The organism is Pseudonocardia sp., assembly GCF_025965585.1.
Lineage (GTDB): Bacteria > Actinomycetota > Actinomycetes > Mycobacteriales > Pseudonocardiaceae > Pseudonocardia.
This window is the reverse complement of record NZ_JAOPWR010000514.1, coordinates 1-26,828: the sequence shown is the minus strand read 5'-3', so window position 1 is coordinate 26,828 and position 26,828 is coordinate 1. Positions and strand designations below refer to the sequence as shown.

Annotated in this window: 30 protein-coding genes and 1 pseudogene; 11 read left to right on the top strand and 20 right to left on the bottom strand. The window is 70.9% G+C overall.

Annotated elements, in window-relative coordinates; translation table 11 throughout:
- Window positions 1–29: 29 nt before the first annotated feature.
- Window positions 30–1,187, bottom strand: coding sequence for a zinc-binding dehydrogenase (locus JWR81_RS31420; RefSeq protein ID WP_297661155.1), 1,158 nt, complete (start codon window positions 1,185–1,187; stop codon window positions 30–32).
- Window positions 1,184–2,677 (bottom strand): aldehyde dehydrogenase family protein, encoded by a 1,494-nt coding sequence (locus JWR81_RS31415; protein ID WP_297661153.1) that lies wholly within the window; start codon window positions 2,675–2,677, stop codon window positions 1,184–1,186. Before JWR81_RS31415 ends, JWR81_RS31420 begins: the two co-directional genes overlap by 4 nt.
- Before the next feature lie 233 nt (window positions 2,678–2,910).
- Between JWR81_RS31415 and JWR81_RS31410 the strand changes: the two genes are divergently transcribed.
- From JWR81_RS31410 to JWR81_RS31395, 4 genes are read left to right on the top strand one after another with little or no spacing between them, the layout of a single operon-like run.
- A complete protein-coding gene (locus JWR81_RS31410) occupies window positions 2,911–4,230 on the top strand; it encodes an aromatic ring-hydroxylating dioxygenase subunit alpha (protein WP_297661151.1) in 1,320 nt (439 codons plus the stop codon).
- Window positions 4,227–4,730: an aromatic-ring-hydroxylating dioxygenase subunit beta gene (locus JWR81_RS31405; RefSeq protein ID WP_297661149.1), complete on the top strand. Its 504-nt coding sequence runs from the start codon at window positions 4,227–4,229 to the stop codon at window positions 4,728–4,730. The genes JWR81_RS31410 and JWR81_RS31405 overlap by 4 nt, the downstream gene beginning before the upstream one ends.
- Window positions 4,708–4,962 carry a hypothetical protein gene (locus JWR81_RS31400; protein WP_297661147.1) on the top strand — a complete coding sequence of 85 codons (255 nt, stop codon included), beginning with the start codon at window positions 4,708–4,710 and terminating at the stop codon, window positions 4,960–4,962. Before JWR81_RS31405 ends, JWR81_RS31400 begins: the two co-directional genes overlap by 23 nt.
- A 31-nt stretch (window positions 4,963–4,993) precedes the next feature.
- Window positions 4,994–5,185 (top strand): ferredoxin, encoded by a 192-nt coding sequence (locus JWR81_RS31395; RefSeq protein ID WP_297661145.1) that lies wholly within the window; start codon window positions 4,994–4,996, stop codon window positions 5,183–5,185.
- A gap of 16 nt (window positions 5,186–5,201) precedes the next feature.
- Here JWR81_RS31395 and JWR81_RS31390 read toward each other — a convergent pair whose 3' ends face one another.
- From JWR81_RS31390 to JWR81_RS31345, 10 genes are all read right to left on the bottom strand, one after another.
- A complete protein-coding gene (locus JWR81_RS31390) occupies window positions 5,202–5,933 on the bottom strand; it encodes an IclR family transcriptional regulator (RefSeq protein ID WP_297661143.1) in 732 nt (243 codons plus the stop codon).
- 75 nt (window positions 5,934–6,008) lie between these two features.
- Window positions 6,009–7,745 (bottom strand): thiamine pyrophosphate-binding protein, encoded by a 1,737-nt coding sequence (locus JWR81_RS31385; protein WP_297661142.1) that lies wholly within the window; start codon window positions 7,743–7,745, stop codon window positions 6,009–6,011.
- Window positions 7,746–7,784: 39 nt separating this feature from the next.
- Window positions 7,785–8,708, bottom strand: a complete 924-nt coding sequence (locus tag JWR81_RS31380) for a hypothetical protein (RefSeq protein WP_297661210.1) — start codon at window positions 8,706–8,708, stop codon at window positions 7,785–7,787.
- Window positions 8,708–9,049, bottom strand: coding sequence for a bifunctional 3-phenylpropionate/cinnamic acid dioxygenase ferredoxin subunit (locus JWR81_RS31375; protein ID WP_297661208.1), 342 nt, complete (start codon window positions 9,047–9,049; stop codon window positions 8,708–8,710). The genes JWR81_RS31380 and JWR81_RS31375 overlap by 1 nt, the downstream gene beginning before the upstream one ends.
- Before the next feature lie 5 nt (window positions 9,050–9,054).
- Window positions 9,055–10,017 (bottom strand): hypothetical protein, encoded by a 963-nt coding sequence (locus JWR81_RS31370; protein ID WP_297661141.1) that lies wholly within the window; start codon window positions 10,015–10,017, stop codon window positions 9,055–9,057.
- A gap of 28 nt (window positions 10,018–10,045) precedes the next feature.
- The gene (locus tag JWR81_RS31365; protein WP_297661140.1) at window positions 10,046–10,885 is read right to left on the bottom strand and encodes an alpha/beta fold hydrolase; all 840 of its coding nucleotides are present in this window, start codon (window positions 10,883–10,885) and stop codon (window positions 10,046–10,048) included.
- Between the two features lie 59 nt (window positions 10,886–10,944).
- The gene (locus JWR81_RS31360; protein WP_297661138.1) at window positions 10,945–11,787 is read right to left on the bottom strand and encodes an alpha/beta fold hydrolase; all 843 of its coding nucleotides are present in this window, start codon (window positions 11,785–11,787) and stop codon (window positions 10,945–10,947) included.
- Window positions 11,788–11,821: 34 nt separating this feature from the next.
- Window positions 11,822–12,313, bottom strand: a complete 492-nt coding sequence (locus tag JWR81_RS31355) for an aromatic-ring-hydroxylating dioxygenase subunit beta (protein WP_297661137.1) — start codon at window positions 12,311–12,313, stop codon at window positions 11,822–11,824.
- Between the two features lie 2 nt (window positions 12,314–12,315).
- Window positions 12,316–13,668 (bottom strand): Rieske 2Fe-2S domain-containing protein, encoded by a 1,353-nt coding sequence (locus JWR81_RS31350; protein WP_297661136.1) that lies wholly within the window; start codon window positions 13,666–13,668, stop codon window positions 12,316–12,318.
- A gap of 117 nt (window positions 13,669–13,785) precedes the next feature.
- A complete protein-coding gene (locus tag JWR81_RS31345) occupies window positions 13,786–14,664 on the bottom strand; it encodes a LysR family transcriptional regulator (RefSeq protein ID WP_297661135.1) in 879 nt (292 codons plus the stop codon).
- Between the two features lie 155 nt (window positions 14,665–14,819).
- Here JWR81_RS31345 and JWR81_RS31340 point away from each other — a divergent pair, with 155 nt between their 5' ends.
- The 6 genes and pseudogenes from JWR81_RS31340 to JWR81_RS31320 all read left to right on the top strand — a co-directional run bounded on the left by JWR81_RS31340 (window position 14,820) and on the right by JWR81_RS31320 (window position 19,162).
- On the top strand, window positions 14,820–15,908 hold the full coding sequence (locus JWR81_RS31340) for an SDR family oxidoreductase (protein WP_297661133.1): 1,089 nt from the start codon (window positions 14,820–14,822) through the stop codon (window positions 15,906–15,908).
- A 43-nt stretch (window positions 15,909–15,951) separates the two neighbouring features.
- The gene (locus JWR81_RS31335) at window positions 15,952–16,878 is read left to right on the top strand and encodes an alpha/beta fold hydrolase (RefSeq protein WP_297661132.1); all 927 of its coding nucleotides are present in this window, start codon (window positions 15,952–15,954) and stop codon (window positions 16,876–16,878) included.
- Complete coding sequence (locus tag JWR81_RS31330) at window positions 16,878–17,702, top strand: hypothetical protein (protein ID WP_297661131.1); 825 nt, start codon at window positions 16,878–16,880, stop codon at window positions 17,700–17,702. The genes JWR81_RS31335 and JWR81_RS31330 overlap by 1 nt, the downstream gene beginning before the upstream one ends.
- Window positions 17,699–17,938: a hypothetical protein gene (locus tag JWR81_RS31325; RefSeq protein ID WP_297661130.1), complete on the top strand. Its 240-nt coding sequence runs from the start codon at window positions 17,699–17,701 to the stop codon at window positions 17,936–17,938. The genes JWR81_RS31330 and JWR81_RS31325 overlap by 4 nt, the downstream gene beginning before the upstream one ends.
- Before the next feature lie 190 nt (window positions 17,939–18,128).
- Window positions 18,129–18,584, top strand: a pseudogene (locus JWR81_RS34605) (hypothetical protein); the annotation flags it as partial.
- A gap of 236 nt (window positions 18,585–18,820) precedes the next feature.
- Complete coding sequence (locus JWR81_RS31320) at window positions 18,821–19,162, top strand: nuclear transport factor 2 family protein (RefSeq protein ID WP_297661129.1); 342 nt, start codon at window positions 18,821–18,823, stop codon at window positions 19,160–19,162.
- 120 nt (window positions 19,163–19,282) lie between these two features.
- Here JWR81_RS31320 and JWR81_RS31315 read toward each other — a convergent pair whose 3' ends face one another.
- The 5 genes from JWR81_RS31315 to JWR81_RS31295 are packed head-to-tail and all read right to left on the bottom strand — an operon-like array spanning window position 19,283 to window position 23,810.
- A complete protein-coding gene (locus JWR81_RS31315) occupies window positions 19,283–20,470 on the bottom strand; it encodes a Gfo/Idh/MocA family oxidoreductase (protein WP_297661127.1) in 1,188 nt (395 codons plus the stop codon).
- On the bottom strand, window positions 20,470–20,655 hold the full coding sequence (locus JWR81_RS31310; RefSeq protein ID WP_297661126.1) for a hypothetical protein: 186 nt from the start codon (window positions 20,653–20,655) through the stop codon (window positions 20,470–20,472). The genes JWR81_RS31315 and JWR81_RS31310 overlap by 1 nt, the downstream gene beginning before the upstream one ends.
- Window positions 20,652–21,905, bottom strand: a complete 1,254-nt coding sequence (locus JWR81_RS31305) for an aromatic ring-hydroxylating dioxygenase subunit alpha (RefSeq protein ID WP_297661125.1) — start codon at window positions 21,903–21,905, stop codon at window positions 20,652–20,654. The genes JWR81_RS31310 and JWR81_RS31305 overlap by 4 nt, the downstream gene beginning before the upstream one ends.
- A 13-nt stretch (window positions 21,906–21,918) precedes the next feature.
- Window positions 21,919–22,746, bottom strand: a complete 828-nt coding sequence (locus JWR81_RS31300) for an alpha/beta fold hydrolase (RefSeq protein ID WP_297661124.1) — start codon at window positions 22,744–22,746, stop codon at window positions 21,919–21,921.
- Window positions 22,743–23,810: an extradiol ring-cleavage dioxygenase gene (locus tag JWR81_RS31295; protein ID WP_297661122.1), complete on the bottom strand. Its 1,068-nt coding sequence runs from the start codon at window positions 23,808–23,810 to the stop codon at window positions 22,743–22,745. The genes JWR81_RS31300 and JWR81_RS31295 overlap by 4 nt, the downstream gene beginning before the upstream one ends.
- A gap of 185 nt (window positions 23,811–23,995) precedes the next feature.
- On the opposite strand from JWR81_RS31295, the gene JWR81_RS31290 reads away from it, so the two are divergent.
- On the top strand, window positions 23,996–24,544 hold the full coding sequence (locus JWR81_RS31290) for a MarR family winged helix-turn-helix transcriptional regulator (RefSeq protein WP_297661121.1): 549 nt from the start codon (window positions 23,996–23,998) through the stop codon (window positions 24,542–24,544).
- Between the two features lie 6 nt (window positions 24,545–24,550).
- On the opposite strand, the gene JWR81_RS31285 is transcribed toward JWR81_RS31290, so the two are convergent.
- The 3 genes from JWR81_RS31285 to JWR81_RS31275 all read right to left on the bottom strand — a co-directional run.
- Entirely contained in the window at window positions 24,551–25,543 is a 993-nt protein-coding gene (locus JWR81_RS31285; protein ID WP_297661120.1) for an ABC transporter substrate-binding protein, read from the bottom strand.
- 16 nt (window positions 25,544–25,559) lie between these two features.
- Window positions 25,560–26,486 (bottom strand): DMT family transporter, encoded by a 927-nt coding sequence (locus JWR81_RS31280; RefSeq protein ID WP_297661119.1) that lies wholly within the window; start codon window positions 26,484–26,486, stop codon window positions 25,560–25,562.
- Window positions 26,479–26,828, bottom strand: a 350-nt coding sequence (locus JWR81_RS31275; RefSeq protein ID WP_297661118.1) for an ethanolamine ammonia-lyase reactivating factor EutA, incomplete at its 5' end; no start/stop codon positions are given. The genes JWR81_RS31280 and JWR81_RS31275, both read right to left, overlap by 8 nt.

The window sequence follows — 26,828 nt, the reverse complement described above, 5'->3', positions numbered from 1 at the left end:
TTCCTCCAGGTGAGGTGGTGGGGGTGGCGTCAGGCGTTCGGGAGGATCACGGGCTTGATCTCGCGCATCTGCTCCATGCCGAGCAGCGCGTCCCCGACCTGGTCGAGGGAGAACCGGTTGCCGAGCAGGTCGCCGAAGGAGAAGCGGTCCTGGTGGTCGTCGAGGAAGCGCAGGGCCCGGTAGTAGTGCGAGATGTCGCCGCTCATGGTTCCGGCGACGGTGAGCTGCCGGAGGTTCAGGTAGGTGGCGCGCATCTCCACCGGCTTCGGCTCGGACGCGCCCAGCACCAGGTATCGCCCGCCGCGGCGGACCAGGTCCATGCCCTCGACGAACGCGGCGTTGCGCCCGCTGCACTCGACGACGAGGTCGGCGCCCCGGCCGTCGGTGAGGTCCCGGACGCGCTCGCGGCGCTCCTCGACCGAGGTGCTCGTGACGTCGAGCTGAACGTCGGCGCCCCAGCGCTTGGCGATGTCCAGGCGCGCGGTGGGCGCGCCGATCATCACCGTGCGGCTCGCCCCGGACTGGACGGCGTAGGCCAGTGCGTAGAGGCCCACCGGGCCGCTGCCCTGGATCACCACGGTGTCGGTGGTCTCGATCCGGCCGATCTTCTCGTAGCCGTGGATGATCGTGCGGAACGCGCAGGTGGCCGACGCGGCGACCGCCGGGTCGAGCCCCTCGGGCACCTTGACCATGCTGCACGCCGGCATCACGTAGGCGTACTCGGAGAAGCCGCCGGTGATGTAGGGCGACCGGTCGGCCGGGCCCCAGCCGTACATCCGGGCGCTCTCGCACTGGGTCGGCTGCTTGGCGACGGTGCACCAGTAGCAGTGCCCGCACCAGGCGTAGGACCAGGCGACCAGGTCGCCCTCGGCGAGCGGCCGGTTGAGCGCGTCGACCCGGCGCTCGCTGCCCAGCGCCACGACGCGGCCGACGATCTCGTGGCCGGGCACCAGCGGCAGCTTGGACAGGCCGGCGGCCTCGTACTCGCCGCGCCAGATGTGCACGTCGGTGCCGCACATGGTGCTGGCCTCGACCTTGACCAGCGCCGCGCCGGGTTCGAGATCGGGCACCGGCAGCGTCCGGACCTCGGGCGGGGCGTTGTAGTCCACCAGGACGGCGGCCTGGGTGTGGGTGGGTAGTGACATCGACTGGGTCATCGACGGGCCTCCGGGGTTCTGCTCGATCACCGGACGGTGATGTTGACCGTCTTCGTCTGCGTGTAGCTGATGAGCTCCTCGATGCCCTCCTCGGAGTCCGTGCCGCTGTCCTTGTGGCCGGAGAAGGGGGCGCCGAGGAAGTGGCTGCCGGATCCGTTGATCCAGACGTAGCCGGTGTCGAGGCGGTCGGCGACCGACAGCCCGGTCTGGATGTCGCGCGTCCACACCGCGCCGGTGAGGCCGTAGGGCAGCGAGTTGGCCTGCGCGACGACGTCGTCGAGGTCGTTCCAGCGCAGTACGGACAGCACCGGGCCGAAGATCTCCTCCTTCGCGATGCGCATGCCCATGTCGACGTCGGCGAACACGGTGGGCGCCACGAAGAACCCGTCGGCGAACTCGGCCCCCTCGGGCCGGCCGCCGCCGGTGACCAGCCGCGCGCCGTCCTCGTGCCCGGCCGCGATGTAGGAGGTGACCTTGTCGAACTGGGCCTCCGACACCAGGCAGCCCATCTCGGTGGCCGGGTCGAGCGGGTCGCCGATCCGGATGGTGCGCAGCCGCTCGAGGAGGCGCTCCAGCACCTCGTCGTGGATGTCGTCGTGCAGGAACAGCCGGGTGGTGGACCCGCAGGACTGGCCCTGGCACCAGTGGCAGTTCATCCCGAACGCCGCGCCCTCGACGACGGCGTCCAGATCGGCGTCCGGGCAGACGATCATGGCGTTCTTGCCGCCGAGCTCCAGGCTGACGTGCTTGACGGCCACCTCGGCCGCGGCGGCCTGCACGCGTTGCCCGGTCGGGACGCTGCCGATGAGCGCGATCCGCTTGACCTCGGGGTGGCGCACCAGGGCGTCGCCGGTGACGGCGCCGGTCCCGGTGATCACGTTGAGCACGCCGGGCGGGAAGACCTCGGCCGCGAGCTCGGCCAGCAGCAGGCCCGAGAGCGGGGCCTGGTCGGGCAGCTTCAGCACGAGTGTGTTGCCCATGACCACCGGTGCGCCGATCTTGCCGGCGGCGAAGAGGATCGGGTGGTTGTAGGGGATGATCCGGCCGACGACGCCGTAGGGCTCGCGGCGCGTCAGCAGCCAGCTGCGCGACAGCGACGGCAGCGTCGAGCCCTTGACCTCGAACGCCACGCCGGTCTGGTACTCCATCCAGCGGGTGGCCATGGCGACGTCGCCGATCATCGCGGTGACCGGGTTGCCGCAGTCGGCGGCGTCGAGCAGCCCGAGCTCACGGGCGTGCTCCTGCAGTACGCCGGCGAACCGGCGCAGCAGCGCCACGCGCTCGGTCAACGGGGTGTCGCGCCAGGCCGGGAACGCCCCCTGCGCCGCCCGCACCGCACGCTCCACATCGGACGGACCGGCGAGCGGGACCGTGCCCAGGACGCTGCCGTCCGACGGCGACGACGTCGTCATCGTCTCGCCGGAACCGGCGGGCACCAGCTCCCCTCCGATGAGCATGCGCCAGTCCCGCTTGAGCAGGACCTGGAGCTCGGTGCGCAACTCGGCGCTCGTGGGTTGCATGACGTCTCCCATGACGGTGCGGGGTGGGGACCGGTCGGCGTCCGGTGGAGCGGGACGCTACATCTACGAAACTCGGAAAGTCCATGCTCAATATAGTTTGGATTCATTAGCACCTACGGGGTGCGGACGGAGCCTTGACGATGGGCGGGGCCGTGGCTACGTTTTGTCAGAGGCTATTTCTGGTGAGCAGAGAAAGCTCCAGCGGTACCGAATGGAGGACTGCGGAGATGACCATGATCGACCCGCGACCGACGACGACGTCGCCGCGAGATCCGGCCGACCTCGTGCGCCCCGACGACGGTGTGATCAGCCGGGAGATCTTCCGGGATCCCGCCGTCTACGACCGGGAGCTGCAGAGGATCTTCACCAGGACCTGGCTCTACATCGGCCACGAGTCCCAGCTGCGCAACCCGGGCGACTACATCACCAACCTCATGGGCGAGGACCCCGTGATCGCCACCCGGGACGCGGCCGGCGAGCTGCACGTCCTGCTCAACTCCTGCCGGCACCGCGGCATGACCGTGTGCGCGTCCGACCAGGGGAACGCGAAGTTCTTCCGGTGCCCCTACCACGGCTGGACCTACAGCTCCACCGGCGATCTGGTGGGCGTTCCGCGCACCGAGGCCGCCTACCGCGGCGAGCTCGACAAGTCCCGGCTCGGTCTCGTCGAGGTGCCCCGGGTCGAGTCCTACAAGGGCTTCATCTTCGCCAACTGGGACGCGGGCGCGGTGTCCCTCGTGGACTACCTCGGCCGCGACCAGCTCTGGTACCTCGACATGCCCATCGAGGGGGCGTTGGGCGGGTTGGAGGTGCTCGGCCCGGTGATGAAGTACCGGATCTCGGCCAACTGGAAGCTCGCGTCGGAGAACTTCGCCGGCGACGACTACCACGTGCTCTACACGCACGGCTCGGCGTTCCAGATCGGGTTCCTGCCCGACTACGACACGCTCGCGGACTACATCGCCTACTTCCCCCACGGGCACGGCATGGGCGACATCCCCAAGCCGGGCCGCGGCCTGCAGAACGACCTGATGATGGCCGAGCACTTCGGACCCGAGGCGGTCGAGTACGTGCAGGCCTACAACGCCCGCCTCGCCGAGCGGCTCAGCCCGGAGCAGGCCGCGGTGCACGGCCTCGGCGAGGGCAACATCTTCCCGAACCTCTCGTGGATCAAGTTCGGCTGCTTCCACGTGCTCGGGCTCTACCAGTGGCATCCCAAGGGGCCCGGCGAGCTCGAGGTCTGGCAGACCACCTTCTACGACACCGGCGCGCCCCAGCACGTGAAGGACTTCGCGCGCTCGCAGATGTCGCAGGAGAACGCCGCCGCCGGGATCTTCGGGCAGGACGACGGCGAGAACTTCGAGAAGATCACCGAGTCGGCCCGCGGCGCGGTCTCCCGCACCCTGGACTTCAACTACACCATGGGCATGGGCCACGAGGGCGAGATCGACGAGCCCACCCTGCCCGGGCAGCTGGGACCGCACTACTCCGAGCAGAACCACCGCAACTTCTACCGCTACTGGGCGGAACTGATGACGGAGGCAGGATCATGACCTCCACGGTCCGCGACACCCAGCGCGAGGTCGAGCAGTTCCTCTACCGCGAGGCGAAGCTGCTCGACGAGTTCCGGTACGAGGAATGGCTCGACCTGTTCACCGACGACGCCAAGTACTGGATGCCGATCACGGAGTCCCGGGAGGTCGGCCAGGAGCGGAGCCCGGTGGCGGGGGAGTGGGCGTTGTTCGAGGAGGACAAGCGCTTCCTGATCAAGCGGCACGAACGCCTGAGCGGCGGGCTGGCCCACGCCGAGCAGCCGCGCTCGCGGACGCGCCGGATGATCAGCAACGTGATCGTCACGGAGTTCGACGACGGCGCCGTCGGGGTCGAGTCGAACCTGCTGGTCTTCCAGTCCCGCCGGGGTGCTTCGGAACAGTTCTTCGTCGGTTGCCGGCAGGACCGGCTCGTCCGCGTCGGGGACGGGTTCCGGATCACCGAGCGGGCGATCCGTCTCGACCACAGGGTGCTGCCGCGTGCCATCTCGATCTACTTCTGACGGCGACGGGCACCGCAGCGGCGAGGTGCTCGTCCTCGGCAACGAGTTCGCGCGGGTCGTGGTCACGCACGACACGTCCGCCAACGGCAGCCGTCTCATGATCCGGAGCGCACGCACCGGTCGCACCGTGTACCTCGACCCGCTGCAGGTGGAGAGCCTGACCTGGCTGGCGGACGAGGACTACGCCCGGCTGCTCAGTGATCCGTTCGGCCCGGCGGAGGACAGCGGGTGAGCCGCAGCCGCTCGTCGCGAAGGAGATGGTCATGAAGGTCCTGGTCGACCTCGACAGGTGTGAGGGGTTCGCGTCCTGCGTTCTCAGTGCTCCCGACGTGTTCGATCTCGACGAACGATCGGGCGTCGCAGTGCTGCTCGTCGAGGAGCCCCCGGATGCCGTGCTCGCCGATGTGCAGGACGCCGTGCGGTCCTGCCCCGTCCGCGCCATCTCGCTGGCGTAGCGCCGGCCGTCGGCCCTCAGCCGTGGAGCAGGTGGGCCGCGTCCGTCACGGTCCGGCGCAGGGACGCACCGATCTCTCGCTGGTCAGCGGCCGACATCCGGCTCGTGGGCACGGCCACGTTGAACGCGATCCGTGCGGGAGTGCTCCGGAACGGAAATGCCACCGCCACCGATGACACCCCGCTCTCGCTCTCCTCGTTGCTGGTGGCGTACCCGCGCCTGCGGATGGTCGCGAGCTGCTTCTCCAGCTCGCTGCGGACCCGGATGCTCCGCGCGGTGAGCCCCTCGAGGTCCTCGTCGGGGTAGAGCGCGTGCAGCTCGGTCGTGGAGAGGTTGGCCAACATCGCCTTGCCCGTCGAGGTCGAGCTCGCGGGCATCGACCGCCCCAGCCGGGAGGCGACCCGGACGGCGCGGGGGCTCTCGATGGCATCGATGAAGCGAACTGTGGTGCCATCCAGCAGGCCGAGGTGGACGGTCTCGCCCAGCGTGGCGTTGAGGTGCTCCAGATAGGGGCGCAGGACGGCCCTGAAGTCGAAGCGCTGCAGAATGGCGAAGGCCACGCCGGTGAGGGCGGTGCCCGCTCCGTACGATTTTGTACTCTCGTTCTGGCGGACGAAACCGCGGTACTGCAGCATCGCCAGCAGGCGGTGCGCGGTGGAGGACGCGACTCCGAGGTATTCGCTGACCTCGGTGAGGCGCAGCTCGGTGCGCTCGCCCAGAAGCAGCAACACCTTGAGGGCGTTGTCCACCGATTCGATCGGATACTGCGGTTTCGGCCGGTGGGGACCTTCGTGCGCGGGCGCGGCTTTCTTCACAGCAGAAGTCTAGTCCGGCCCCGCAGATGTCGGCCACCGCGCGGACGGCGGGGTGAGTCCCGGCGGCAGGCCGTAGAGCTGGTCCTGGACGACGTCGATGATCGCCGGACGGCCCTGGGCCAGCGCCTCGTCCACGGCCACCTCCAGGTCGGCGTCGGTCTCCACCCGACGTCCGAAGCCTCCGAGCGAGCGGGCGAAGTCCGCGAAGTCCGGGTTGCCGTAGAACACGCCGAGATAGCGGCCGCCGTGGGTGGTCCGCTGGCGGTCGCGGGTGTTGCCGTAGGAGAAGTTGTTCATCACGATGTTGACCAGGCCGATCTTCTCCCGGACACAGGTCTCGAAGTCCTGGGCGACCATCCAGAAGCTTCCGTCACCGTTGACGGTGACGACCCGCTGGTCCGGGCGGGCCAGTGCGATGCCCATCCCGGCCGGCAGCCCCCACGCCATGGCGCCGCCCGCGGAGGCGTACAGGCTCCCCGGGCGCGGCAGGCGCAGGTACCGGTGGGTCCACGGGGCGAAGCTGGGCGCGTCCTGCAGCAGGAGCACGCCGTCCCGGGTGGCCAGCCGTTGCAGGACGCGAACCGCGCTGAGGCTGCTCACGCCGGTGCCGGGGTCGTCCGCGACGAGATCGTCGGAGCCCGTCGAGGACACCCGCTCGAACTCGTCCCGCAGGGCGCGCAGCCGGGCCCGACGACGGGTGCGCTGCGCGTCGCCCGGCTCCGGTGCTGCAGTGGCCGGTGCTGCGGTGGCCAGTGCTGCGGCGGCGAGCCGCGCGTCGGACACCAGCCCCACGTCGGGCACGTAGACCCTGCCGAGCTCGGAGGCGTCGATGTCGACGTGGACGAGCCGCGTCGTGGCGGAGAGGAGCGTCCATCCGTTCGTGGTGAACTCGGAGAACCGGCAGCCCAGGGCCAGCAGGACGTCGGCGTCGCGCACGGCCCGCTCGGTCACGTCATGGGCGCCGTAGCCCAGGGCTCCCAGATAGGCCGGGTGGTGGTGCGGGACCGCGCTCTGACGCATCCACGTGGTCATGACCGGTGCGTCGAAGCGTTCCGCGAGCCGGAGGTAGGCGTCGGGATCGCCCGCTGCGCCGCCGCCCAACAGGATCGCCGGGCGTTCCGCGGTGGCGAGCAGCTCGACGGCCTCGCGCACGCCGTCGGCGGCGGGCGCGGGAGGGTGGCTCCGACGTCGGGGCGCGGGCCGGAGCTGCCCGGGGGCAGGCGCCTGCAGCACGTCGAGGGGCAGGGAGACGACGACGGGCCCCGGTCGGCCGGTGACGGCTGCGCGTACCCCACGCTGGAGCAGTTCCGGGATCCGCAGGACGTCCTGGATCTCCACCGTCCACTTCGTCATGGGCCGGAACGTGGCCACGATGTCCATCTCCTCGAACGCGCGGCGTCCGGCGATGCTGCCGGGAACCTGTCCGATCAGCACGAGCAGCGGGACGGACTCGTCGTACGCGTTCTGGACGGCGATGGCCAGGTTGGCCGCCCCGGGACCCCGCGAGGCCAGGCAGACTCCCGGTTGCCCGCCGGCACGGGACACGCCGTCAGCCAGGAATCCGGCGACCTGTTCGTGCCGGGTCGCGACGAAACGGATGGTGTCCTGGCGGGCGAGGCTGTCGATGACGTCCATCACCGTCGTGCCCGGGACGCCGGCAACGAGGCGGACTCCCTCCTGGGCGAGGCATTCCACGACCAGGTCGGCGCCGTTGCGCGGAGGTGGTTCACGGGTCGGCTCCGGCACGGAGCTCCTCTCTGGTGGGGACACGGTGCTCGGCCGGCGTCAGGCCGAGGGCTGCCAGCAGGCGAATCCGAGACCGGTGACCGCATGGTGGAGGGGCACGTAGTCGACGACGTGGGCAGGGAGACCGGCGAATGCTCCCGCCACCACGATCCACGACCGGATCTCGCCGGTGCCGCCCCGCAGGGCATCGGAGTCGACGCTGAACATGGTGGTCAGCTCCTCGCCCCGGCCCTCGGCGATGCGGTCGAGCACCCAGCGGTCGAGCCGCTGGTCGATCCAACCCGCGCGCGGCCCCATCGGGTCGTGCGAGAGGCCGCCGGAGCCCACGACGACGATCCGCTCCGGCCGCCCGTCGGCGATCTCCCGGATCGCCCTGCCCAGGTCGTAGCAGCGCTGACCGGAGGGCAGGGGATCGTGGTAGGCGTTGAGGAAGACGGGGATCACCGGGATGCCCGTCTCGGCCAGGCCGAGGAACTGCGCGGGCCGGGTGAAAGCGTGCCCGATGCCGTCCGGGCGGCTGAGCGGCCGGAGCTCGGTCATGACGGCAGGGTCGAACCCACGTCGCGTCAGGCCGGCGGCCAGGTGCGACGCCAGCTCGCTGTGGCAGGTGAGCTCCACGCGGCGGTCGAGTCCTGGCTGGTCGCGGAACCGGGGCAGGGTGCTCCCGCTCACCGCGCTGCCGCAGAAGACGGCGAGCGTCGGGTTGAACGCGGGTCCGAAGACCTCGTCCTGGTCGTCGCCGACGATGACCACCGCGTCGGGCCGTGCGGCCTCGATCGCCGCGCGCAGCGTGGCGACGCCGTGATCGATCCGCCCGCGGGCGACGGCGTTCGTCTCCGACGTCTCGGCCGCGGCGGCCCGCGGCTGGGGGACGTCGCCGACGAGCATCGCGTAGGCGGACGGCCACCGGTCGGCGGGCAGGAGCACGGCGGGGGCGTGCGACGAGGCCACTCCGAGGACCATCACGGCTTCGCACCCCCCTCGGGGAGGGTCACGTGGACGTCTCCGTCATGCACCGTGACCTCGTAGGTCCGGACCGGGAGCAGAGCGGGGAGCGAACGCGGCCTGCCGGTGACGAGATCGAACCGGGCGAAGTGCATCGGGCACTCCACCTGGCAGTCCGTCACCTCGCCGTCGGCGAGCGAGGCGTCGGCGTGGCTGCACATGTCGCTCAGCGCGAACAGCCGGCCCCCGTCGTTGAACACCGCGATGGGCTCGGGCAGCTCGGGACGCTCGATCCGAATTCCCTCGCCGGCGGGAACGTCCCGCACCGCGCACACCCGGACCTGGACGCTGGACGACATCGCCGTCACCGATTTCTCCCCACCGGTTCAGGCGTCCACGCGGCGACGGCCATCCCCATCATTGCCCGATAGAAGGTCTGGTACTCGACGAAGTCCGCCGGCAGGTCGCCGAGCGCACCGATGAGGGCGATCCAGGCGCGCAGCTCCACCTGGCCGTGTTCCAGGAGGTCGGTGTCGGTCAGCTCGCCGAGCCTGCCCCCGTCGCCTTCTTCCACCAGCTCCCGCACGACGTGGTCGAAGGCGGCGTCGATGGCGCCGTGCGTGTGCGGCCCGCGATAGGCGTCCCACGGATATCCGGCGGTGAAGTGCGACCAGCCGCCGGAGGCGTAGACCGCCACCCGCTCGCCCTCGGGCCGGTCCCTGACGACGCGGGCCAGGAGCTGCCCGAACTGCGCGCATCGCCACGGCGGCACCGCCGGGTGGTGGATGGCGTTGAGGAAGACGAGCACGACCGGTATGTCGGCACGCGGCAGCATGTCCGCGAGCACCTGCGTGTGCGCGTGCGACCTGAGCTCGCCGTTCGGGAACGAGCCCAGTCTCGCGATGTCGAAGCCCTCACGCACGCCCTGCTCGAGCAGCGCCGTGGCGAGCCCGCGGTGCACCCGGTGCGTCGCCGCACCGGTCGCCAGCGGGCCGGCGAGGGTGAACTCCTCGCCGACGTGGACCGCGAGTTGGGGGACGTTGCTCGCGTCGAAGTTCTCGTCCTGGTCGTCGCCGATGACGACAAGCGCGTCCGGCCGCTGCTGGGTCAGCAAGGACCGCAGCCGGTCGAGGCCACCGCGGATGCGGGCGTACCCCCGCAGGTTCGCGGCAAGCGTCTCGACACGGACGCCGTCCTGCACCGGTGCTGCCACCCCCCGGCGCTCGTACAGCAGCCGGCGGTTCTGCTCCCGGAACTCGTCCCAGCGCTCGGGCGGCATGAACGCGAACGCGTGCGAGGACGCCAGGCCCGCAACGATCTCTCCCACTGCTCTGCTCTCCCGTGCTTCGGGCAGCTCACGCGGCCGGTGCGGATGACCGCTCGAACAAGGTCATGAGCAGCTCGTGGACCCGCTGGGGCTGGTCGGTCTGCACCTGGTGGCCCGCGCCGTCGACCACGTGGAAGGGCACCTCCGGGTGGAGCTGACGCATGCCGGTCCCCAGCGATCCCAGTGGCGCGGTGCGGTCGTCGGCACCCCAGATCATCGACCAGGGGACCGCGAGCCCGGCCAGCCGTTCCCGTACCTCGAAGACCTGCCGCTGGTCGGGGTCCTCGGTGACGACCGTGCGGTAGCGCCCGAGGGAGTCGAGCATCTCGCGGTGCCCGGGCAGCGACGCGACCGCGAACCGGGCCTCGATCAGGTCGTCATCGAGCTGCGCCCGATCGTGGACGATCGTCTCGAGGAACGCGACCAGTGACGCCCGCGAGCCGTCGAACCGTGGCAGCGCCACGGCGCGGCCGTCGTCGAGCAGGCCGACCGCGGAGGCCAGGGTGGCGGTGCCGATCGTGCCGACACCCCGGACGCGGGCGGGGTGATCGAGCGCGTACTTCATCGCGACGTAGGCCCCCTGGGAGTTGCCGACCAGGCGCACCCGCGGAAGGCCGAGAACGTCGACGAAGCCCGCGAGGTGGTCGACGAGGGTCTGGAACGAGTAGTCGACCAGCGGCTTGTCCGTGTGGCCGGAGCCGATGAGGTCGATCGCCAGTACCTGGAAGTGCCGGGCCAGCAGGGGGAGGAGCCGGGCCCAGCCGCTCGCGCCGGAGGCTCCGGGGCCGCCGCCGTGCACGAGGACGAGCGGGTCGCCCCCGCCTGCGTCGACGTAGTGCGTCCGGACGCCGTACACCGTCTCCCTCATGGCCCTGACCTGCGGCACCACGACGAATCGGGACTGGGCCGTGATGCCGGTTCCGTCCGTCACGCCGCGGCCAGGAACTCGAGGGCGACCCGGTTGAACTCGGTCTCGTGCTCGATCTGCGCCCAGTGCCCGCAGTCGCGGAACACGTGCAGGCGGGAGTCCGGGATGTCGCGCAACAGCAGGAGACCGATCTCCAGCGGGTTCACGCGGTCCTCCCGGCCCCACACGATGAGGGTCCTCGCCGCGATACGGGAGAACTCGTCGGCCTGGTCGCGCCACGGAGCCGTGGAGCGGGCCGCCGCATCCCGGTGCGCGGGGTTGCGCGCCGCCTGCACCCTGCTCTCGAGAGCCGCTGCGGACATGAGTCCAGGGTCGAACAGCATCGTGTCGACCAGGGCCCGCATCGTCGTCACGCTCGGATCGGCACCGGCCTCGGCGAGCCGCCGATGGCCGTCGGTCGGCTGCGGCGCGATCACCGTGCGGGTCTTGCCCGCCGCCCCGACGAGGACCAGCCGCTCCGTCCGCTCGGGGTGGTCCACCGCGAAGGCCATCGCGGTGCTCGCCCCCATGGAGTTGCCGACGAAGCTGGCCTTCTCGATGCCGAGGGTGTCGAGCAGGTCGCGCAACGCCCGCGCCCGCACCGTCGTCGCCGGCTCGCTGTCGAACACGACGGAGTCCGACCCACCGAATCCCAGCATGTCGACGAGCAGCGTCCGGTGCTGCTGAGCGAAGGGCCCGATGTTGCCGCCGAAGTTCGACCACGCCGTCGCTCCGGGCCCGCCGCCGTGGAGCATGACGACGGCCGCGCCCTGGCCGGCTTCGTGGTAGTGGAGCCGGTGGGGCCCCGCCTGCGCGTAGCGGCTGGTGCCCTCCTCGCTCGGGGCGACCACAGTCTGAGTCATGAAGTTCCCTTGTCCGAATCGTTCCGGTGGAGGATCAGAAGAAGATGGCGATGCCGCGGGGCAGCACCGTCGAGTCGAGGTGCACCTCGCGACGCGCGATCTTCCATCCGCCGTCGACGCGGCGCAGGCGGTCGTGTCGCCGCCCGGCCCACCATGCCTCGTCGCGCAGCTTGCGGGCCTGACGAACGGTGAACGCGCTGCGCACCTCGACCTCGTCGGCCGTGGGGCCTTCGTCCACCACGACATTGCTGATCAGATGGCACGTCATCGAGACCGGGGTCTCCACGTGCGAGAAGCCCGTGGCGTCCTTGTGCACGCGCACCGTGAGCATGGCCTTGTCGTCCCTGATGACGGGATGGCCGGCCGGCGCGACGTCACCCTGCACGTACTCGCGCAGGGGGACCAGGTACTCGGCGTCCTCGGTGAACAGGTCCAGCCAGTCCTCCAGCCGGTGTTCGTCGAGGATGTGCGCCTCCCGGTAGAGGAAGTCCTCGAGCTCCTGCTTCAGCTCCCAGTTGCCCGTCATCGTCAGCTCCGCTCCATCATCTCGAGCCAGAACCGGTAGAACTGACGCTGGTTGAACTCGCTCGGGTTGGGGCCGAGGCTCCCCGGCAGGCCCGTGGGCCCCTCCGTCTCGTGACCGAACTGCAGGCCGTAGTGCAGCGGGCGCCGCCAGTTGCGGGGGGCGCGCCCGGCCTCCACCATGCGCTCGAAGTTCTCGACGTCGTCGGGGGCGATGATGCCGGCCATGTGCTGGCCCTGGTACACCCGCTGGACCGCCAGGTCCTTGACCACCTGCGGGGCGTCCCGCTCGACCATCGTCCACTGCCAGCACTCGTGCTCGACGGGCCCGCGCGGATGGAACAGCTGGAAATGTCGACCCAGCATCGGCGAGAAGAAGCCCATCAGGCCCATGTTGGGGAACAACAGCCCGTTCATGAAGCCGTACGGCTTGACCGGCCGGTCCGCGACGACCTCGAGGAGCCGCCGCTGCCGGTACTCCACCCACTCGACCGCCTCCGGGCCCAGCTCCTGGGCCTCGAGGAGGTCGCGCTTGTAGAGCGAGTCGTTGTCGGCCACGACCATCCCCATGCCGAAGGGCGCGCTCCGCCCGGAGCCGGCGCTGCCCTCGTACAACGGTGGGTCCGTGGTGCCCGGATAGGTGATGATGGGGATCCTGATCCCCTTCTCCATGAACTCGGCCACCATGGCGAGCCACGAGACGTGGGTCGCGGAGTAGACGTGGTAGTCGTCGCCGATGAAGTTCTCGGAGACGAGCTTCCAGTTCCCGGGCGAGCGGTACCGGTGCCAGCCGGGCAGCGACTCCAGGCCGCCCAGCGGCGTGCCGAGGACGAAGTTCTCCAGCCACCAGCGCACGTCCTCGCCGAGCCACTCCTCGATCGCCGGAGCGGCGGGGTCGAACGACGCGAGCAGCAGCCCGTGGAAGTTCGCGACCTTGGCGACCTCCTCCAGCCCCCAGGCGGCCTTGTCCAGCTCGCCGCGGTAGAGCATCTGCTCCATGGGGGCGCCGGTGAGCGTGCCGTCGAGGCCGAAGCTCCACCCGTGGTAGGAGCAGGTGAAGCCCTTGACGTTTCCACGGTCGAACAGGCACACCTGGTTGCCGCGGTGGGAGCACTTGTTCACCAGCACGCGAATCTGTCCGCCGGCGTCCCGCACCACGATGACGGGCACCTCGCCCATGTAGTTCGTGATGTAGTCCCCGGGCTTGCGGACCATGTCCTCGTGGCCGACGACCAGCCAGGACCGGTCGAAGACGCGTTCCGCCTCGGCCCGGTACACGTCCTCGTCGAAGTGGATCATGGGCGCGACGAGACCGTTCTGCCAGTCGACGATGTCTCGCAGCTCACCGACATCCGTCATGGTTTTCCTCCGTTGAGAGCCCTGGGCACCCGTCCTGTGACGTGGGGCAGGACGCTATGGCGGCGGTCACTATGGTGTCTATTGCATAATTCGGATTGAAGTAATGCCGCCCGTGAATCAATGGCCGCCGGTGACCTCGCGGGCGAAGGCTCGCACCGGCGGAGCCAGCTGTCGGTGGCGAGCCCAGTAGATCCAGATGGGGGCGGTCATCGGATAGCGCTCGTCGACCAGCACCGGCCAGCCGGCGGCCTCGGCGGTCCCGGACAGGTTGTCGTCGGCGAGGACGGCGACCCCCAGCCCCGCGCGGGCCATCGCCACCAGCGTGGTGGTGTTGCCCGACTCGAGCGCGACGTCGAGGACGAGGCCGCCCTCGCGCAGCGCCGGTTCGAGGAGGCGGCGGGTCAGGCTGTCGGGTCCACCGGTGAGCACCGGCACGCCCGCCAGGTCCGACACGGGAACCTCGCGGCGGTCCCGCCACGGGTGGTCCTCGTGGGTGATCACGACGACGCGGGCGTCCCCCAGTCGGTGCCCCGCCAGCCTCTCGTCGCTGCGGGGAAGTGCGGTGACGAAGTCGACGTCGCCGGTGAGTACCTGCTCCACCGGCGGCAGTCCGGACGACTCGTGCAGCGCGACGTGGATGAGCGGGTGGGCGCGGTGCAGCCGGCCGATCACCGGTGCGAGGAAGTGCGACACGTGCGGATGCGCGCAGGCGATCGTCACCACGCCGGCGCGGCCACGCGCCAGCTCGGTGCTCAGGGTTCGGATCCCCTCGGCCTGGGCGAGCAGCTGCTCGGCTCGCGGAAGCAGCTGGGACCCTGCGCTGGTGATCACCACGCCGCGGCCGGAGCGCTCGAACAGCGCCACGCCCAGCTCGGCCTCCAGCGCCTTGACCTGGCGCCACAGCGAGGGCTGGGCCACCTCCAGGCGCTCGGCGGCGCCGAGGAAGGACCCCACGCGGACGACCTCGACGAAATAGCGCAGCTGGCGCAGCTCCATTGATACTCCAGTTGAATAGCTTGTATTCGAACTATTCTATGGACGCAGATACGGGCGCGCCATAGCGTTGCGCTCCTCAGCGCCCGAGCGGGCAGATCCGTCGTCGACGGGCCGCTCGTGCTCGGCGCGGACCCCTGGACAGCGAGGAGCGCGAGATGTCGGTCGACGAGCCTTCCGGTGCGGACAGGCCGGACACAGCGTCCGTCACGGCCCGGCAGAAGCAGATGGTGGAGCGCAGCCTCCGCGAGTGGCGCGGCGATCTCGACGGACGGGTCGTCGTGGTCACCGGCGGCGCCCGCGGCATCGGCCGGTCCCTGTGCGAGGGGCTGATCCGCGCCGGCGCGCGGGTCGTCGCCGCTGACCGGAGCTGGGACGGCGCCGAGGACTTCCGCAAGCAGCTGGACGCCGAGCAGGGACTGGCCGTCGATGTGGACATCACCGACGACGCGCAGCTCGACGCCGCCTACGAGGCGGTCACGGACCGGTTCGGAACCGTCGACGTCCTGGTGAACAACGCGGCCCTGGTCTCGGAGACGCTCTTCGCGCCGACCGGTCACCGCAACACCCTGGACACGACCGACCAGGACTGGGAGGCGATGTTCGGCGTCAACGTCTTCGGCACGCTCAAGGTCATCCGCCGGTTCATCAAGCCCATGCAGGAGAAGAAGCGCGGCAGCATCATCAACGTCGTGAGCAGCGGCGTCCTGCCCGTCGCCGCCGGAGGCGGGTACCACGGGCTGCGACCGTGGACGGTCGAGATGCCCTACCAGGCCACCAAGGCGGCCGTCACCGCGCTGACGTTCTACCTCGCCGAGGAGGTGCGCGGCGACGGGGTCGCGGTCAACGCGATCATGCCCGGACACACCCGGGCGTCGTGGTTCGACACCACCGCCCGCGCGTTCAACGACATGGGGGTCGTCTACTTCATGCGGCCGGCGATCTCCGAGCACCTGCTGCCGATCACCCTGTTCCTCTCGGCCCAGGACGCCCGCGGGGCGGCCGGGCGGCTCTACTACGTGCCGGAGTGGAACTACGACCACGGTTTCGGCGACTACGCCGCGTGGCTCGACCACGAGCTGCCGGCGGACATGGAGGAGATGTACAGGCGACTCGAGGCCGCGATGCCCACGTACGAGCGGTCCGGGGTGCCCCACCTGCCCTTCGACGCGCAGGGGGCGCTGTACACAGCGGCGCTGGCCAACCTCGGCTCTCAGGAGAACTGGGCCGGCGGCAGCAACCAGTGAGCTGATAGCGCCGTCCGAGATCCACGTGAAGGGAAGGGAACCCATGACCGTCGAGGACGCCCCGGGGGCGGTGACGCGCTCGTTCTGGCTGGACCTGCTCGGGGCCGAGGTCCGGTTCCGGGACGCGAACGGTCACCGCACGCGCAGCATCGAGGCCGGAACCGGCGAGCCGGTGGTGCTGTTGCACGGCATCAGCGGGCACGCTGAGACGTGGGTGCGCAACGTGGGGCCGCTGGCACAGGACTTCCGGGTGCACTCCCTGGACATGCTCGGGCACGGCTTCACCGCCAAGCCGGCCATCGACTACTCGATCCAGGTGCTCGCGGATCACGTGCTCGGGTTCCTCGATGCGATCGGCGCCCGCCGCGCCCACCTGGTCGGCCAGTCCCTGGGCGGGTGGGTGGCCGCCTGGCTCGCTGTGCACCATCCCGACCGGGTCGCGTCGTTCGTCAGCGTCACCGGTGCCGGTCTGGAGCTGACCGAGGACGGTGCCGACCTCACGGCCCGGGTCGGCCGGAAGGTCGGTGACGCCACGCGGCGGGCGCTGGACGAGCCGACCCGGGAGAAGGTGCGGACCCGGCTCGAATGGCTGGTGCACGACCCGGCCGTCGTGACCGACGAGCTGGTCGAGACCCGGTTCCGGATCCAGACCCAGGCCGACTTCGCCGCGGTCGCCGGCCGGCTCGTGGACGCGTTCACCGCTGCCCCGCGGCTCCAGGAGGTGCTCACGGCCGACCTGCTGCGGCAGATCTCGAGCCCGACGCTGGTCCTCTGGACCCGGCAGAACCCCACGATGCCGTGGGAGGTCGGGAGGAAGGCGGCAGAGATCATCCCCGGGGCGGCCTGGTACCTGATGGAGGACGCCGGGCACTGGCCGCAGTTCGAGAAACCGGACGAGTTCCTCGACGTCGTCGGCGGGTTCCTGTGCTCGGTGTCGGGCCGGGCCGGTCAACCGGACGGAACCCGCTGATGGGGGTCCTCGTCGCGGGATACGGCGTCTCGCACACGGCCATGATGATCCGGAAGTACCGGCCGGAGGACCCGGCCCAGCTCCGGGTGCACCAGGCCTTCGGTCGGCTCCGCGACGAGATCGCCCGCCTGGCGCCCGATCTCATCGTGGTGGTCGGGAGCGAGCACCTCAACTCGTTCGGCTACGACGCCTTCCCCCAGATCTGCGTGGGCATCGGAGACGCCTGTACCGGCTGGGGCGACGGTGGGGTGGCGGCCGCCCGGCTGCCCCTCGCCGGCGGGTTCGCCGCGCAGCTGCTCGAGGACGGCCTGGAGGCGGGCTTCGACCTCGCCTTCTCCGCCAACCCCCGGATCGACCACGCGTTCATGGCCCCGTTGACGTTGATCCGGCCGCAGATGGACATCCCGGTGGTGCCGGTCTTCCAGAACTCCAGCACCGAGCCGCTTCCGCCGCTGTGGCGTTCCGCGGAGCTCGGCGAGCTCGTCCGGGACGTCGTCCACCGGCGGCCGAGCGCCGAACGCGTAGTGCTGCTGGGCACCGGCGGCCTGTCGCACTGGGTCGCCACCCCGAAGATGGGTGCCGTCAACACCGACTTCGACCGGCGCTTCCTCGGTCTCGTCCAGGCCGGGGACCTCGACAGCCTCGTGACGATGAAGACCGCCGATGTCGTTGCCGAAGCCGGGAACGGCGCTCCCGAGATCCGCAACTGGATCACGGTCATGGCGGCGCAGCGGAGCCTGGCCCACGTCTTCGCCTACGAGTCCGTGCCCGACTGGGCCACTGGGATCGCGCTCGCGCGGTTGTTCCCGCGCGACCAGCCGTGAACATCGTCCTCGACGAGCTGCTCCGCAGGGCCGTCGCCGACGCCGACTTCCGGGAAGAGGCACGGCGGGCGCCCCACGACGCTGCGGACTGTGCGGGCGTCTCCCTCACCGATCTGACCGCCGTCATCGAGGGCGACGTCGTCGCGCTGCACGATCGTGGCGCGCACCCCCTGCTCATCATGCAGCTGGCCGGTTCGCTGGGCATCGACCCCATGGAACGCTTCGGCCAGGCGTAGCCGCTGGCCGCGAGGTAGGCGAGCACGTGCGCCGCGTCCGGGAGGTGATCGGTCGCGGCCATCATGTTGATGAACTCGACGGCGGCGTCGCCGGCGAGGTCCGGGTAGCCCTCACTGAGCGCCAACACGGTCGGCTGACTGTTCGCCCCAGCCGGCCGGTACGCGGTCGACGGGCCACACTGAGGGTGTTATGGACGATGATCTGGTCGAGGTGCTGAGTTCGCGGGCGGTGCCCTGCCGGCTGTGGCCCGAGCAGACCCAGGGCCCCTATCACCGCGACGTGCATCCCGAACGGCGCGACATCACCGAGGACCGCGAGGGCTTGCCGCTGCGGGTGGGGTTGCGGCTGCTCGAGGCCGACACCGGGGACCCGCTGACCGGGGCGGTGGTCGAGGTGTGGCAGGCCGATCACGAGGGCCGCTACTCGGGCTTCGCACCGTTCCAGGCCCGCCCGGGCCAGGTCGTGACGTCCGCGTCGGTGCCCCGAGACGTGATGGCTCCGGCGGAGACGATCCTGCGCGGCAGCCAGCGCACCGACGACAGCGGCATGTGTAAGTTCCACACGATCTACCCGGGCTGGTACTCCAGCCGGACCGTGCACCTCCACCTCACCGTTCATCTCGGGGACCGCCGGATGATCACCCAGCTGTACTTCCCTCGACGAGGTCACCGACGAGGTCTTCACCCACACGCCCTATGCGGGTCGCCCGGGGCGCGACACCACCAACACCACCGACAGCATCTTCGTCGACGGTGGTGCGAAGACGGTGCTGTACCTGACTGGCGACGCCGCGACCGCGCTCACCGGCGTGATCTGCCTGGCGACCGACCCCGCGCCGACACCACCCACGCCGTCGGGTCCTACGGACAACGGCGGCTGAGATGGCCACGGCGCAGCAGATCCACGACGCCGTCGAGGCGCACGTGCGCGCCGTCGGAGCCGCCGACGCGTCCGCGGTGGCGGCGCTCTACGCGCCGCACGCTCGGCTGCACGACCCGGCCGGTGGCGTCGCGGTGGTGGGCCCCGCCGCGGTCGCCGCGCATTTCGCCGGTGTGCTGACCGAGCCTCGGGAGATGCAGATCGTGATGATCGCGGTCACCGGGCACGACGCCGCGGTGCATTTCCGCGCCACCCCGCCCGGGGGTCCGGCCCGCGACGTCATCGACACCATGACCTTCGACAACCAGGCGAGGATCACCTCGATGCGCGCCTACGCCGGCTGAGTTCGGCCTCCGCGGTCGCACAGGCCGCGACGACGGCGCCATTCCAGAGCAGTGGGGGCTCAGCTCATTCGGATGCAGCGTGGCGGGGTCAGGTGATGCCGGACGGACCCCCGGGCCGCATCAGCCGGCCGGCAACGCCACCTGCCGCGTGAGGCGCACCTCCGACCGAGTGTGCGACGACTGCACCAGGGCCAAGCAGACCTCCAGGTTGGCCGTGCCCCACCGCCCGTCGTGGGGCGGGGTCACCCCGGTCCGGACCGCGTCGGCGAGCTCGGTGAGCATCGCGGCGCGGCCCGTCGGCGCGCCGGCCAGTGCCACCTCCTCGATGCGCTCGTCGCCGTACACGCGCAGACCGTCGGGGGAGATGCGCACGTCACCGCGTTCGCAGCTCAGGACCACGAGCCCGAAGAACGGCTGGCCCGTACCGCCCCGCAGCAGCTCGCGCTGCCGGCCGGGTGCCGCTTCGCGGCCGTGCCCGCCCGCCTGCCTTCCGACGCCCGTGGCCCCGGCCAGCAGGCGCCGGGCCACCGCGTAGCCACGCATCTCCTGCCCGGTCTCGCCGAGCCCGAAGGTCAGCTCCGTGGTGGGGAAGTGGTCGTATCCGCTGTAGGCCACGGTGGCCGGCGTGCCGTCGTCGAACTCGAGGTAGGCGCTGTATGCGCCGTCGCCGGGACGGTGGGGGTCCCACTGCCCCACCCGACCGCGGACGCTGCGCAGCAGGCCGCCGCCGAGGTACCGGACGATGTCGACGTGGTGCGCCCCCTGGCGCATCGGCACGCCGCCGCCCTTCGCCGGGTCCAGCTCGTCCGCGGCGCGTGGGCGGAACATCCAGTCGGTGAAGTACCACGCGTTGATCGCGCGGAGCGGCCCGAGCTTGCCGGAGGCGACGATGCGGCGCATCGCCCGCACCGGGGCCTCGAAGCTCTGCGAGTGCCCGACGAGCAGCACCCGGTCCGCGTCCCGCGCCGCGGCCACCATCGCCTCGGCGGACCCGACCGACACCGCCATCGGCTTCTCGACGATCACGTGGTGGCCGCTGCGCAGCGCGGTGACCGCATGCTCGGCGTGCAGGTGCGTCGGCGTGGCGACGTAGACGACGTCCACCGCGCCCGAGGCGCACATCTGCTCGACGCTCGAGAACACCGACCGCCCGGGCCCGGCGAACGCCTCCCGCGCCGCGGCCGCGGGATCGGCTCCTGCGGCCACGACGAACTCGGGATGCCGCTCGACGAACGGCACCAGCACGTCGCCGGCCACGCCGAGGCCGGCGACCCCCAGCCGCAACGGATGGGGGCGCAACGGCTCCATCAGTGCGCCGGCTCGTGGCCGAGCATCCGCTCGACCGGCACGACGTCCGCGGTGAACCGGCAGCCGCGACACCACACGTGGAACACCCGCGACTGCGCCGTCCAGTACTCCTGGACGAACGCCCCGACGTCGAGCGGTCGGCCGCAGTGCGGGCAGAACCCGACCGGAGGCCGCTCGCCGGTCATACCTGGGCTTCCTGCTGCTCGACCCGTTCGAACAGGTCCAGCACCTCCTCGGCGATGGGGCTGTAGCGGCCCTGGCCCATCGTGAGGAACTCCTGGCGGAACGCCCCGCCCGCGCCGAACTTCTTGCGCTCCTGCGGCAGCAGGATGCACGTGTTCGTGGCCTCGTCGCGCACGACGCCCAGGGGGTCCCCGCCGTCCTCGACCAGGTCGAGCTGCTCCTGGAAGAGCCGGCGCAGCATGACCACGCCGATGTCGGACTTGCCCAGGTGCTCGCGGCTGCGGTCGGCGATCGGGCCCTGGCTCGACCACGCCATGATGTCCTGGCCGTCCACGAAGTCGACCAGGAAGTTCCCCTCGTCGTCGGTGAAAGGGACCGTGAACAGCGGGATCGACTCCTGCGGCTCCACCGTGTAGTCGCCGTCGGGCTTGTACACCGAATACCAGAAGTGCGAGGTGTGGGTGTCGTCGATCGGCACCCGGATCTGGAACTGGTAGTGGCCGCCGCCGCCCACCCGCAGCATCGCCGGGAACACGAGCGGGTGGCCGATCTTCCAGTCGTCGTCGTCCTCGCTCATGCCGTGCAGGACGCGGCGCTTGATGATGCCGTACTCGAACGGGTCGAACGCGACCTTCTCGTGCTTGCGGGCGAGGATCTTCGCCCGTGGGTCGCCGGAGAGCTCGCGCACGAAGTTCATGTAGTGCCCGTGCAGCCACTCGACGTGGTGCGGGTCCACCGAGTTCTCCATGACCTGCAGCCAGCTCATCGGCAGCGTGGCGTGCCCGATGTCGCGCAGGCAGTTGTCCCACACGAACAGGTCGAAGCGGGGCAGCAGCGGCGCAGGGTCCGGACCCATGTAGACGAAGATCAGCCCGCCCAGCTCCTGGACCCGGTAGGTGACCGCGCGCACCCGGTCCTTGAACGTGCTGTCGGCCGGCTCGGCGGGCTGGTCGAGGCAGCGGCCGTCGCGGCCGAAGTGCCAGCCGTGGTAACCGCACCGCAGGCCCTCCTGCTCGACCACGGCGTACTGCAGCGACGCCCGGCGGTGCGGGCACTGCGCTTCGATGCAGCCCAGCTCCCCGGTGCCGTCGCGGTAGATCACGATGTCCTCGCCGAGCAGCCGCCGGGCGATCGGGGTGCGTCCCAGCTCGGACACGGCCGCCACCGGGTACCAGTAGCGGCGCAGCAGCGTTCCCATCGGGGTGCCAGGACCCACGCGGGTCAGGCGCTCGTTCAACGCGGGCGACAGCATGTCGGCCTTCCCATCATCGGTGTGTGTCGGTGAAGAATGCGGTGACCTCGTGGACGAAGTCGTCGGCGCGCTCGATCTGCGTCCAGTGTCCGCACCGGCCGAACACGACGAGGTCCGCATCGGGCAGCAGCCGGACGAGCCGCAGGCTGGTGGCCTCCAGCGGGATGACCCGGTCCTCGGCGCCGTGCAGCAGCCGGATCGGGGTGGTGATCGCTCGGAGCTGGTCCTCGGTCAGCGCCATGGCGTCGACGTGGCGCTGGCGCGGCGCGGCGAACGCGGCGGCGTACTGCTCGTGGACGCCGGGCGCGATGCTCGACTCGTAGCGCAGAGCGACGAGATCGGGACCCAGCAGGTCCTGGTCGTGGGCGAACAGCCCCACCAGCTCGGCCATTGCGTCGGGCGAGGGCTCGTAGCCCCACACCCGGTCCAGGCCCTCGGGGAGTGGGAAGGCGATGCCGATGGTGCCCATGAGCACCATCCGGCGCACTCGCTCCGGGTGACGGTGGGCCAGGGCGAGCGCCAGCGCGCCGCCCATCGAGTTGCCGACCACGTCCACGTGGTCGAGCCCCAGCGCGTCGAGGAAGCCGACGAGGTGGCGCACGCGGGTGTCGTGGGTGAGCTCGTGGTCGGTGCGGGTCTGCCCGAAGCCCGCGATGTCCGGCGCGATCAGCCGGTGGTCGCGGGCCAGCGGGGAGGCCAGGATGCCGCGCCAGTTGGCCGCCGCGGACACCCCCGGCCCGGAGCCGTGGATCAGCAGGACCGGCGGGCCCTCCCCGACGTCGTGGTACAACGTGGTGAAGCCGTCGTGCTCGATTTGGGCGAGCTCCTTCGCCAGGGTCACGGCTCGAAGGTCGCGAAGACCTTGTTGGAGTTGAACACGTCGGTCTGGATAAACTCCGACCACGTCGGTGTGGTGCGTCCGAGGTGGCGCATCGCGCCCAGCAGCGGGAACCAGTTGAGCAGCTCCTGCTGCCCGGACTCCTCGATCTCCGTCAACCCCACCGAGCGCCAGTCGTCGATGTCGCCGCGCACGAGGCTGTCGTAGAGCCGGCGGTCGCCCTCGGTGTCGGGCCGCAGCCGCCACGTCTTGTCGCAGATGAACGCGTGCGACCAGCTCGACGAGGCCACCAGCGCCACCCGGTAGGGGGACTCGGCGAAGATCTCGGCCACGGTGGCGCCGATGTCGAACAGCCGGGTCGGCGCCGGCGAGGGCGGGTCGAGCTCGCGCACGTCCCCGAACGCGCTCATGAAGCCCTTGTAGCTGACCACGCGGCGCCCGTAGCAGTTGATGGGGAACGGCAACACGGGGTAGTCGAAGCCCTCGCGGTGGTAGTCCAGGTAGAGGATCGCGTTGAGGAACGCGTGCGGCAGGCTCGGGTGGTGCAGGCGCTTGTAGGCGTAGGGCACGTCGACGCCGCGTTCGAGCAGCTGCGTGGCCAGATAGCGCCCGACGGCAGGCGCACCGCGCACCGTGAAGGACCGCTCGGGCCCCTCGCCCCACACGTTGACCCGGCCCTTCATGTCCGAGGAGTCCGCCGCGTGCGCCCACGGCCGCACGTCCATGTCGTCGTACGCGAGCACCGCGTAGGGAGGGATGAGGTCCTCGCGGAAGTTCTCGTACTGGTCGTCGCCCCACACGACCACCACGTCGGGGCCGAAGTCGTCCAGGGCCTGGCGGGTGCGCTCGAAGCCCTTGACCAGCGCTGCGCGGTGCTGCGCCGCCGCCGACCGGCCCTCGTCACCACCCCACTCCCGGCGCATGAGCTCCGGCCAGTTCGCGGGGTCCTTCTCGGACGCGGGGATGTCCGGGTCCTGCAGGGTCCGGCGGAGGATGCCGGCCATGTCGTCGTCGGTGCCGCTGAACGGCGGGTAGTGCGACAAGCCGATCCCGAGCAGCTCTGCCATGGGTCCTCCTCCGGCGGCCGGCCGTCGGTCGCTATGTTCGGAGATTGTCATGACTAGTAACTATCGTCAAGGTTCAGTATCAGTCATCCGAAAATTCAGCTCTACTGCTGATAGGATCCGGGCCGGGCACCACGAGCGCCGGTGGCGCGGGGGAGGAACTCATGCGGACGGTCGGAGATGCCGGGATGTCGATCGATGATCAGGTGACACGCACGGCGGCCCAGTTCGGGCCGGAATTCGACCCGACCGTGCTCACGCTCGCCATGACGCTGTACCGCACCATGGCCGTCTTCGATCGCGCCCACGCCGCGGAGCTCGCGCCCCATGACATCAACCTCGTGCAGTTCAACGTGATCAGCGTGCTGAACCGGGCGGCGACACCGATGACCATGGGCGATCTGGCCCAGGCCGTGTCGGTGCGTCCGGGCAATCTCACCAGCGTCGTCGACGGGCTGGTCAAGCGGGGCCTGGTGGAACGCGAGCTGAACCCGAACGACCGCCGCTCCTTCCTGGTGCGGGTCAGCCGCGCGGGCGAGAAGTTCCTCGCCGCGTTCCTGCCCGGCCACTGGCGCTACCTGGACGGCCTGGCCGGCGGGCTCAGCGCCCGCCAGCGCGGCCAGCTCACCACGCTGCTCAACCGCCTCGCGCAGTCCGTTCAGGACGCCGAGGCGCGCACGGCCGCGGCCGCAGACGGCGAGGCCCCCCTCGTCGCCGCGGGGGCGGGCCCCGCCTGACGCGCGTCAGACCTTCGCGTCGGTCAGCGTGCTGGGCAGGAACACCTCCTCGAGCGCGAGCGGGCGCGAGGTGAAGCCCTGCTCCGCGGCGTAGCGCAGCACGGCGTCCAGCGTCGCGCGGTTGGCGCTCACGCCGTAGGCGAACGGGTCGCCCAGCAGCGCCGCCTCCTGCTCCGCGTAGGCCGACTCCCACACCAGTGACGACGAGCAGACCGCGGTGTCGCGCAGCTGCGGCGCGGCGGGTCGGCGGGCCTCCTCGAAGGCACGGCGCAGGTTGTTGGCGACCCAGGGGTGGCGCGCCAGCACGTCGCGCTTGATGACGACGACGTGCATGATCGGCACGATGCCGGTGGCCCGGTGGTAGTCCAGCTCCGCCGCGCGGAAGTCCGGGAACAGCCGCCGGATCCGCAGGTCGCCGTCGAGGAACGCCCGGGGCGGGCGCGCGGTCAGGACGGCGTCCAGCGTGCCGTCGAGGAGCAGCCCGGTGAGCGTGGACTCCTCGGGGATCGGGCCGACGTCGAACCGGTCGGGCGCGACGACCCGCGACTTCTCCTGCCGGCCGGGCTCCTCCAGCCCGCCCGTGCGCCACCGCACCGACGTGAGGTCGACGCCGTAGTGCTCGCCGAGGATGCCGCGCATCCACAGCGAGGCCGTCATGCTCCACTCCGGGGTGCCCACGGCCCGCCCGCCGAGGTGCTCGGGCTTCTCGATCTCCGAGTCGGCGCGGACGTAGAGCGCGGAGTGGCGGAACGCGCGCGAGGGGAACACCGGGATCGCGTCGAAGGGCCGGTCGGGCTGTTCCGCGGCGGCCAGGTAGGCGCCGAAGGAGAACTCGGCGGCGTCGAACTCGTGGTAGCGGCCCTGCCGCCAGAACAGCTCCTCGATGTCGGTCTGCAGGTAGCGCAGGTCGATCCCCTCGGCGCGGACCGTCCCGTCGTAGAGGGGGCGGGTCCGGTCGTACACCGCGCCGGCATAGGTCAGTGGGATGGTCTGGGACACGGTTTCCTCCGAAGGGTCAGGTGAGCACGAGCCCGGCCACGCCGCCGAGGATCAGCAGGGCGCCGGCGACGGTACGGGCGGTGACGGCCTCGCTGTTGCGGAACAGCAGGAGGCCGGCGGGGATGACGAGCACGGGGATGGCCGCGGCGACCACCACGCCGACGGCCACCGGGATGAAGCGGGTGGAGGCGATGAGCGAGATCTGGGCCGAGATCGTCAGCACGCCTGACATGCCCCACATCGCGACCCCGAGGCGGTCGGCGCGCTGTACCCGCCCGGCCAGCGTGCGGATGTCGGTGTGCAGGGCCAGGTAGACCAGCGTCGCCGCTCCCGCGCCGATGAACCCGCCGAAGATCGCCTCGTCCCAGTCGCGGACGGCGGTGCTGCGGATGACGTTGCCCACCGCGTAGGACACGGCGCCGACCAAGCCCAGGACGATCTCGCGGCGGGGCAGCCGGGCGTGCCGCGGCTCCGGGCCCGTCGCAAGCTCGCCGGACGCGACGGGAACGGGGGCCTTCGCGGGGACCTGGGACGTGAGGTACAGGCCGACGATGACGAGCACGACGAACCCGATCGCCGCCGGGCCCAGCGCCTCGCCCAGGAACAGCCAGCTGATGACCGCCGCGAACACCGGGTTGGTGATCTGCAGGGCGCTCGCCCGCGACGGCCCGATGCTCTGCACCGTCCGGAAGAACAGCCGCCGGCCCAGGTAGGCGGTGAACAGCCCGCCGACGACGAACATCGCGAACGGCCCCCACTCGATGTGGAACGCCGAGGTGCGCAGCATGCTCTGCCCGAGCAGCAGCAGCCCGGCGAACACCACGTTGGCAGCCAACCCGATGAGGAAGCCGACGTCCTGACCCAGGCGCGGCGAGGCGACCTTGACCAGCAGGACGTTGCTGCTGAACAGGGCCAGGGCCAGCAGCGCCAGCGCCTCACCCACGGGAGGCGCCCGCGGCCAGCAGTCCGGACCCCGGCTCGGCGGCGGCCGGGCCCGGTCCCGCGAACAGCAGGGACTTGATCACCAGCGGCACGACGCCCGCCAGGACGATGACCTCGCCGATGTCGACGTAGTCGAACTCCTGCAGCGACAGCCCGTCCAGGCAGACCACGGGACCGCGCACCCCGAGCTCGCGGGTCAGCACGTCGCCGAGGGACTGCGCGAGGTCGCGGTCGAGCAGCACCACCAGCGGGTGCCCGCGGTCCAGGTGCACCGCGAGGCCCGTGACGATGCCCTCGGCCAGCGCGCGCAGGCGCGCGTAGTCGGGGTCGCCCCGCCAGCGGA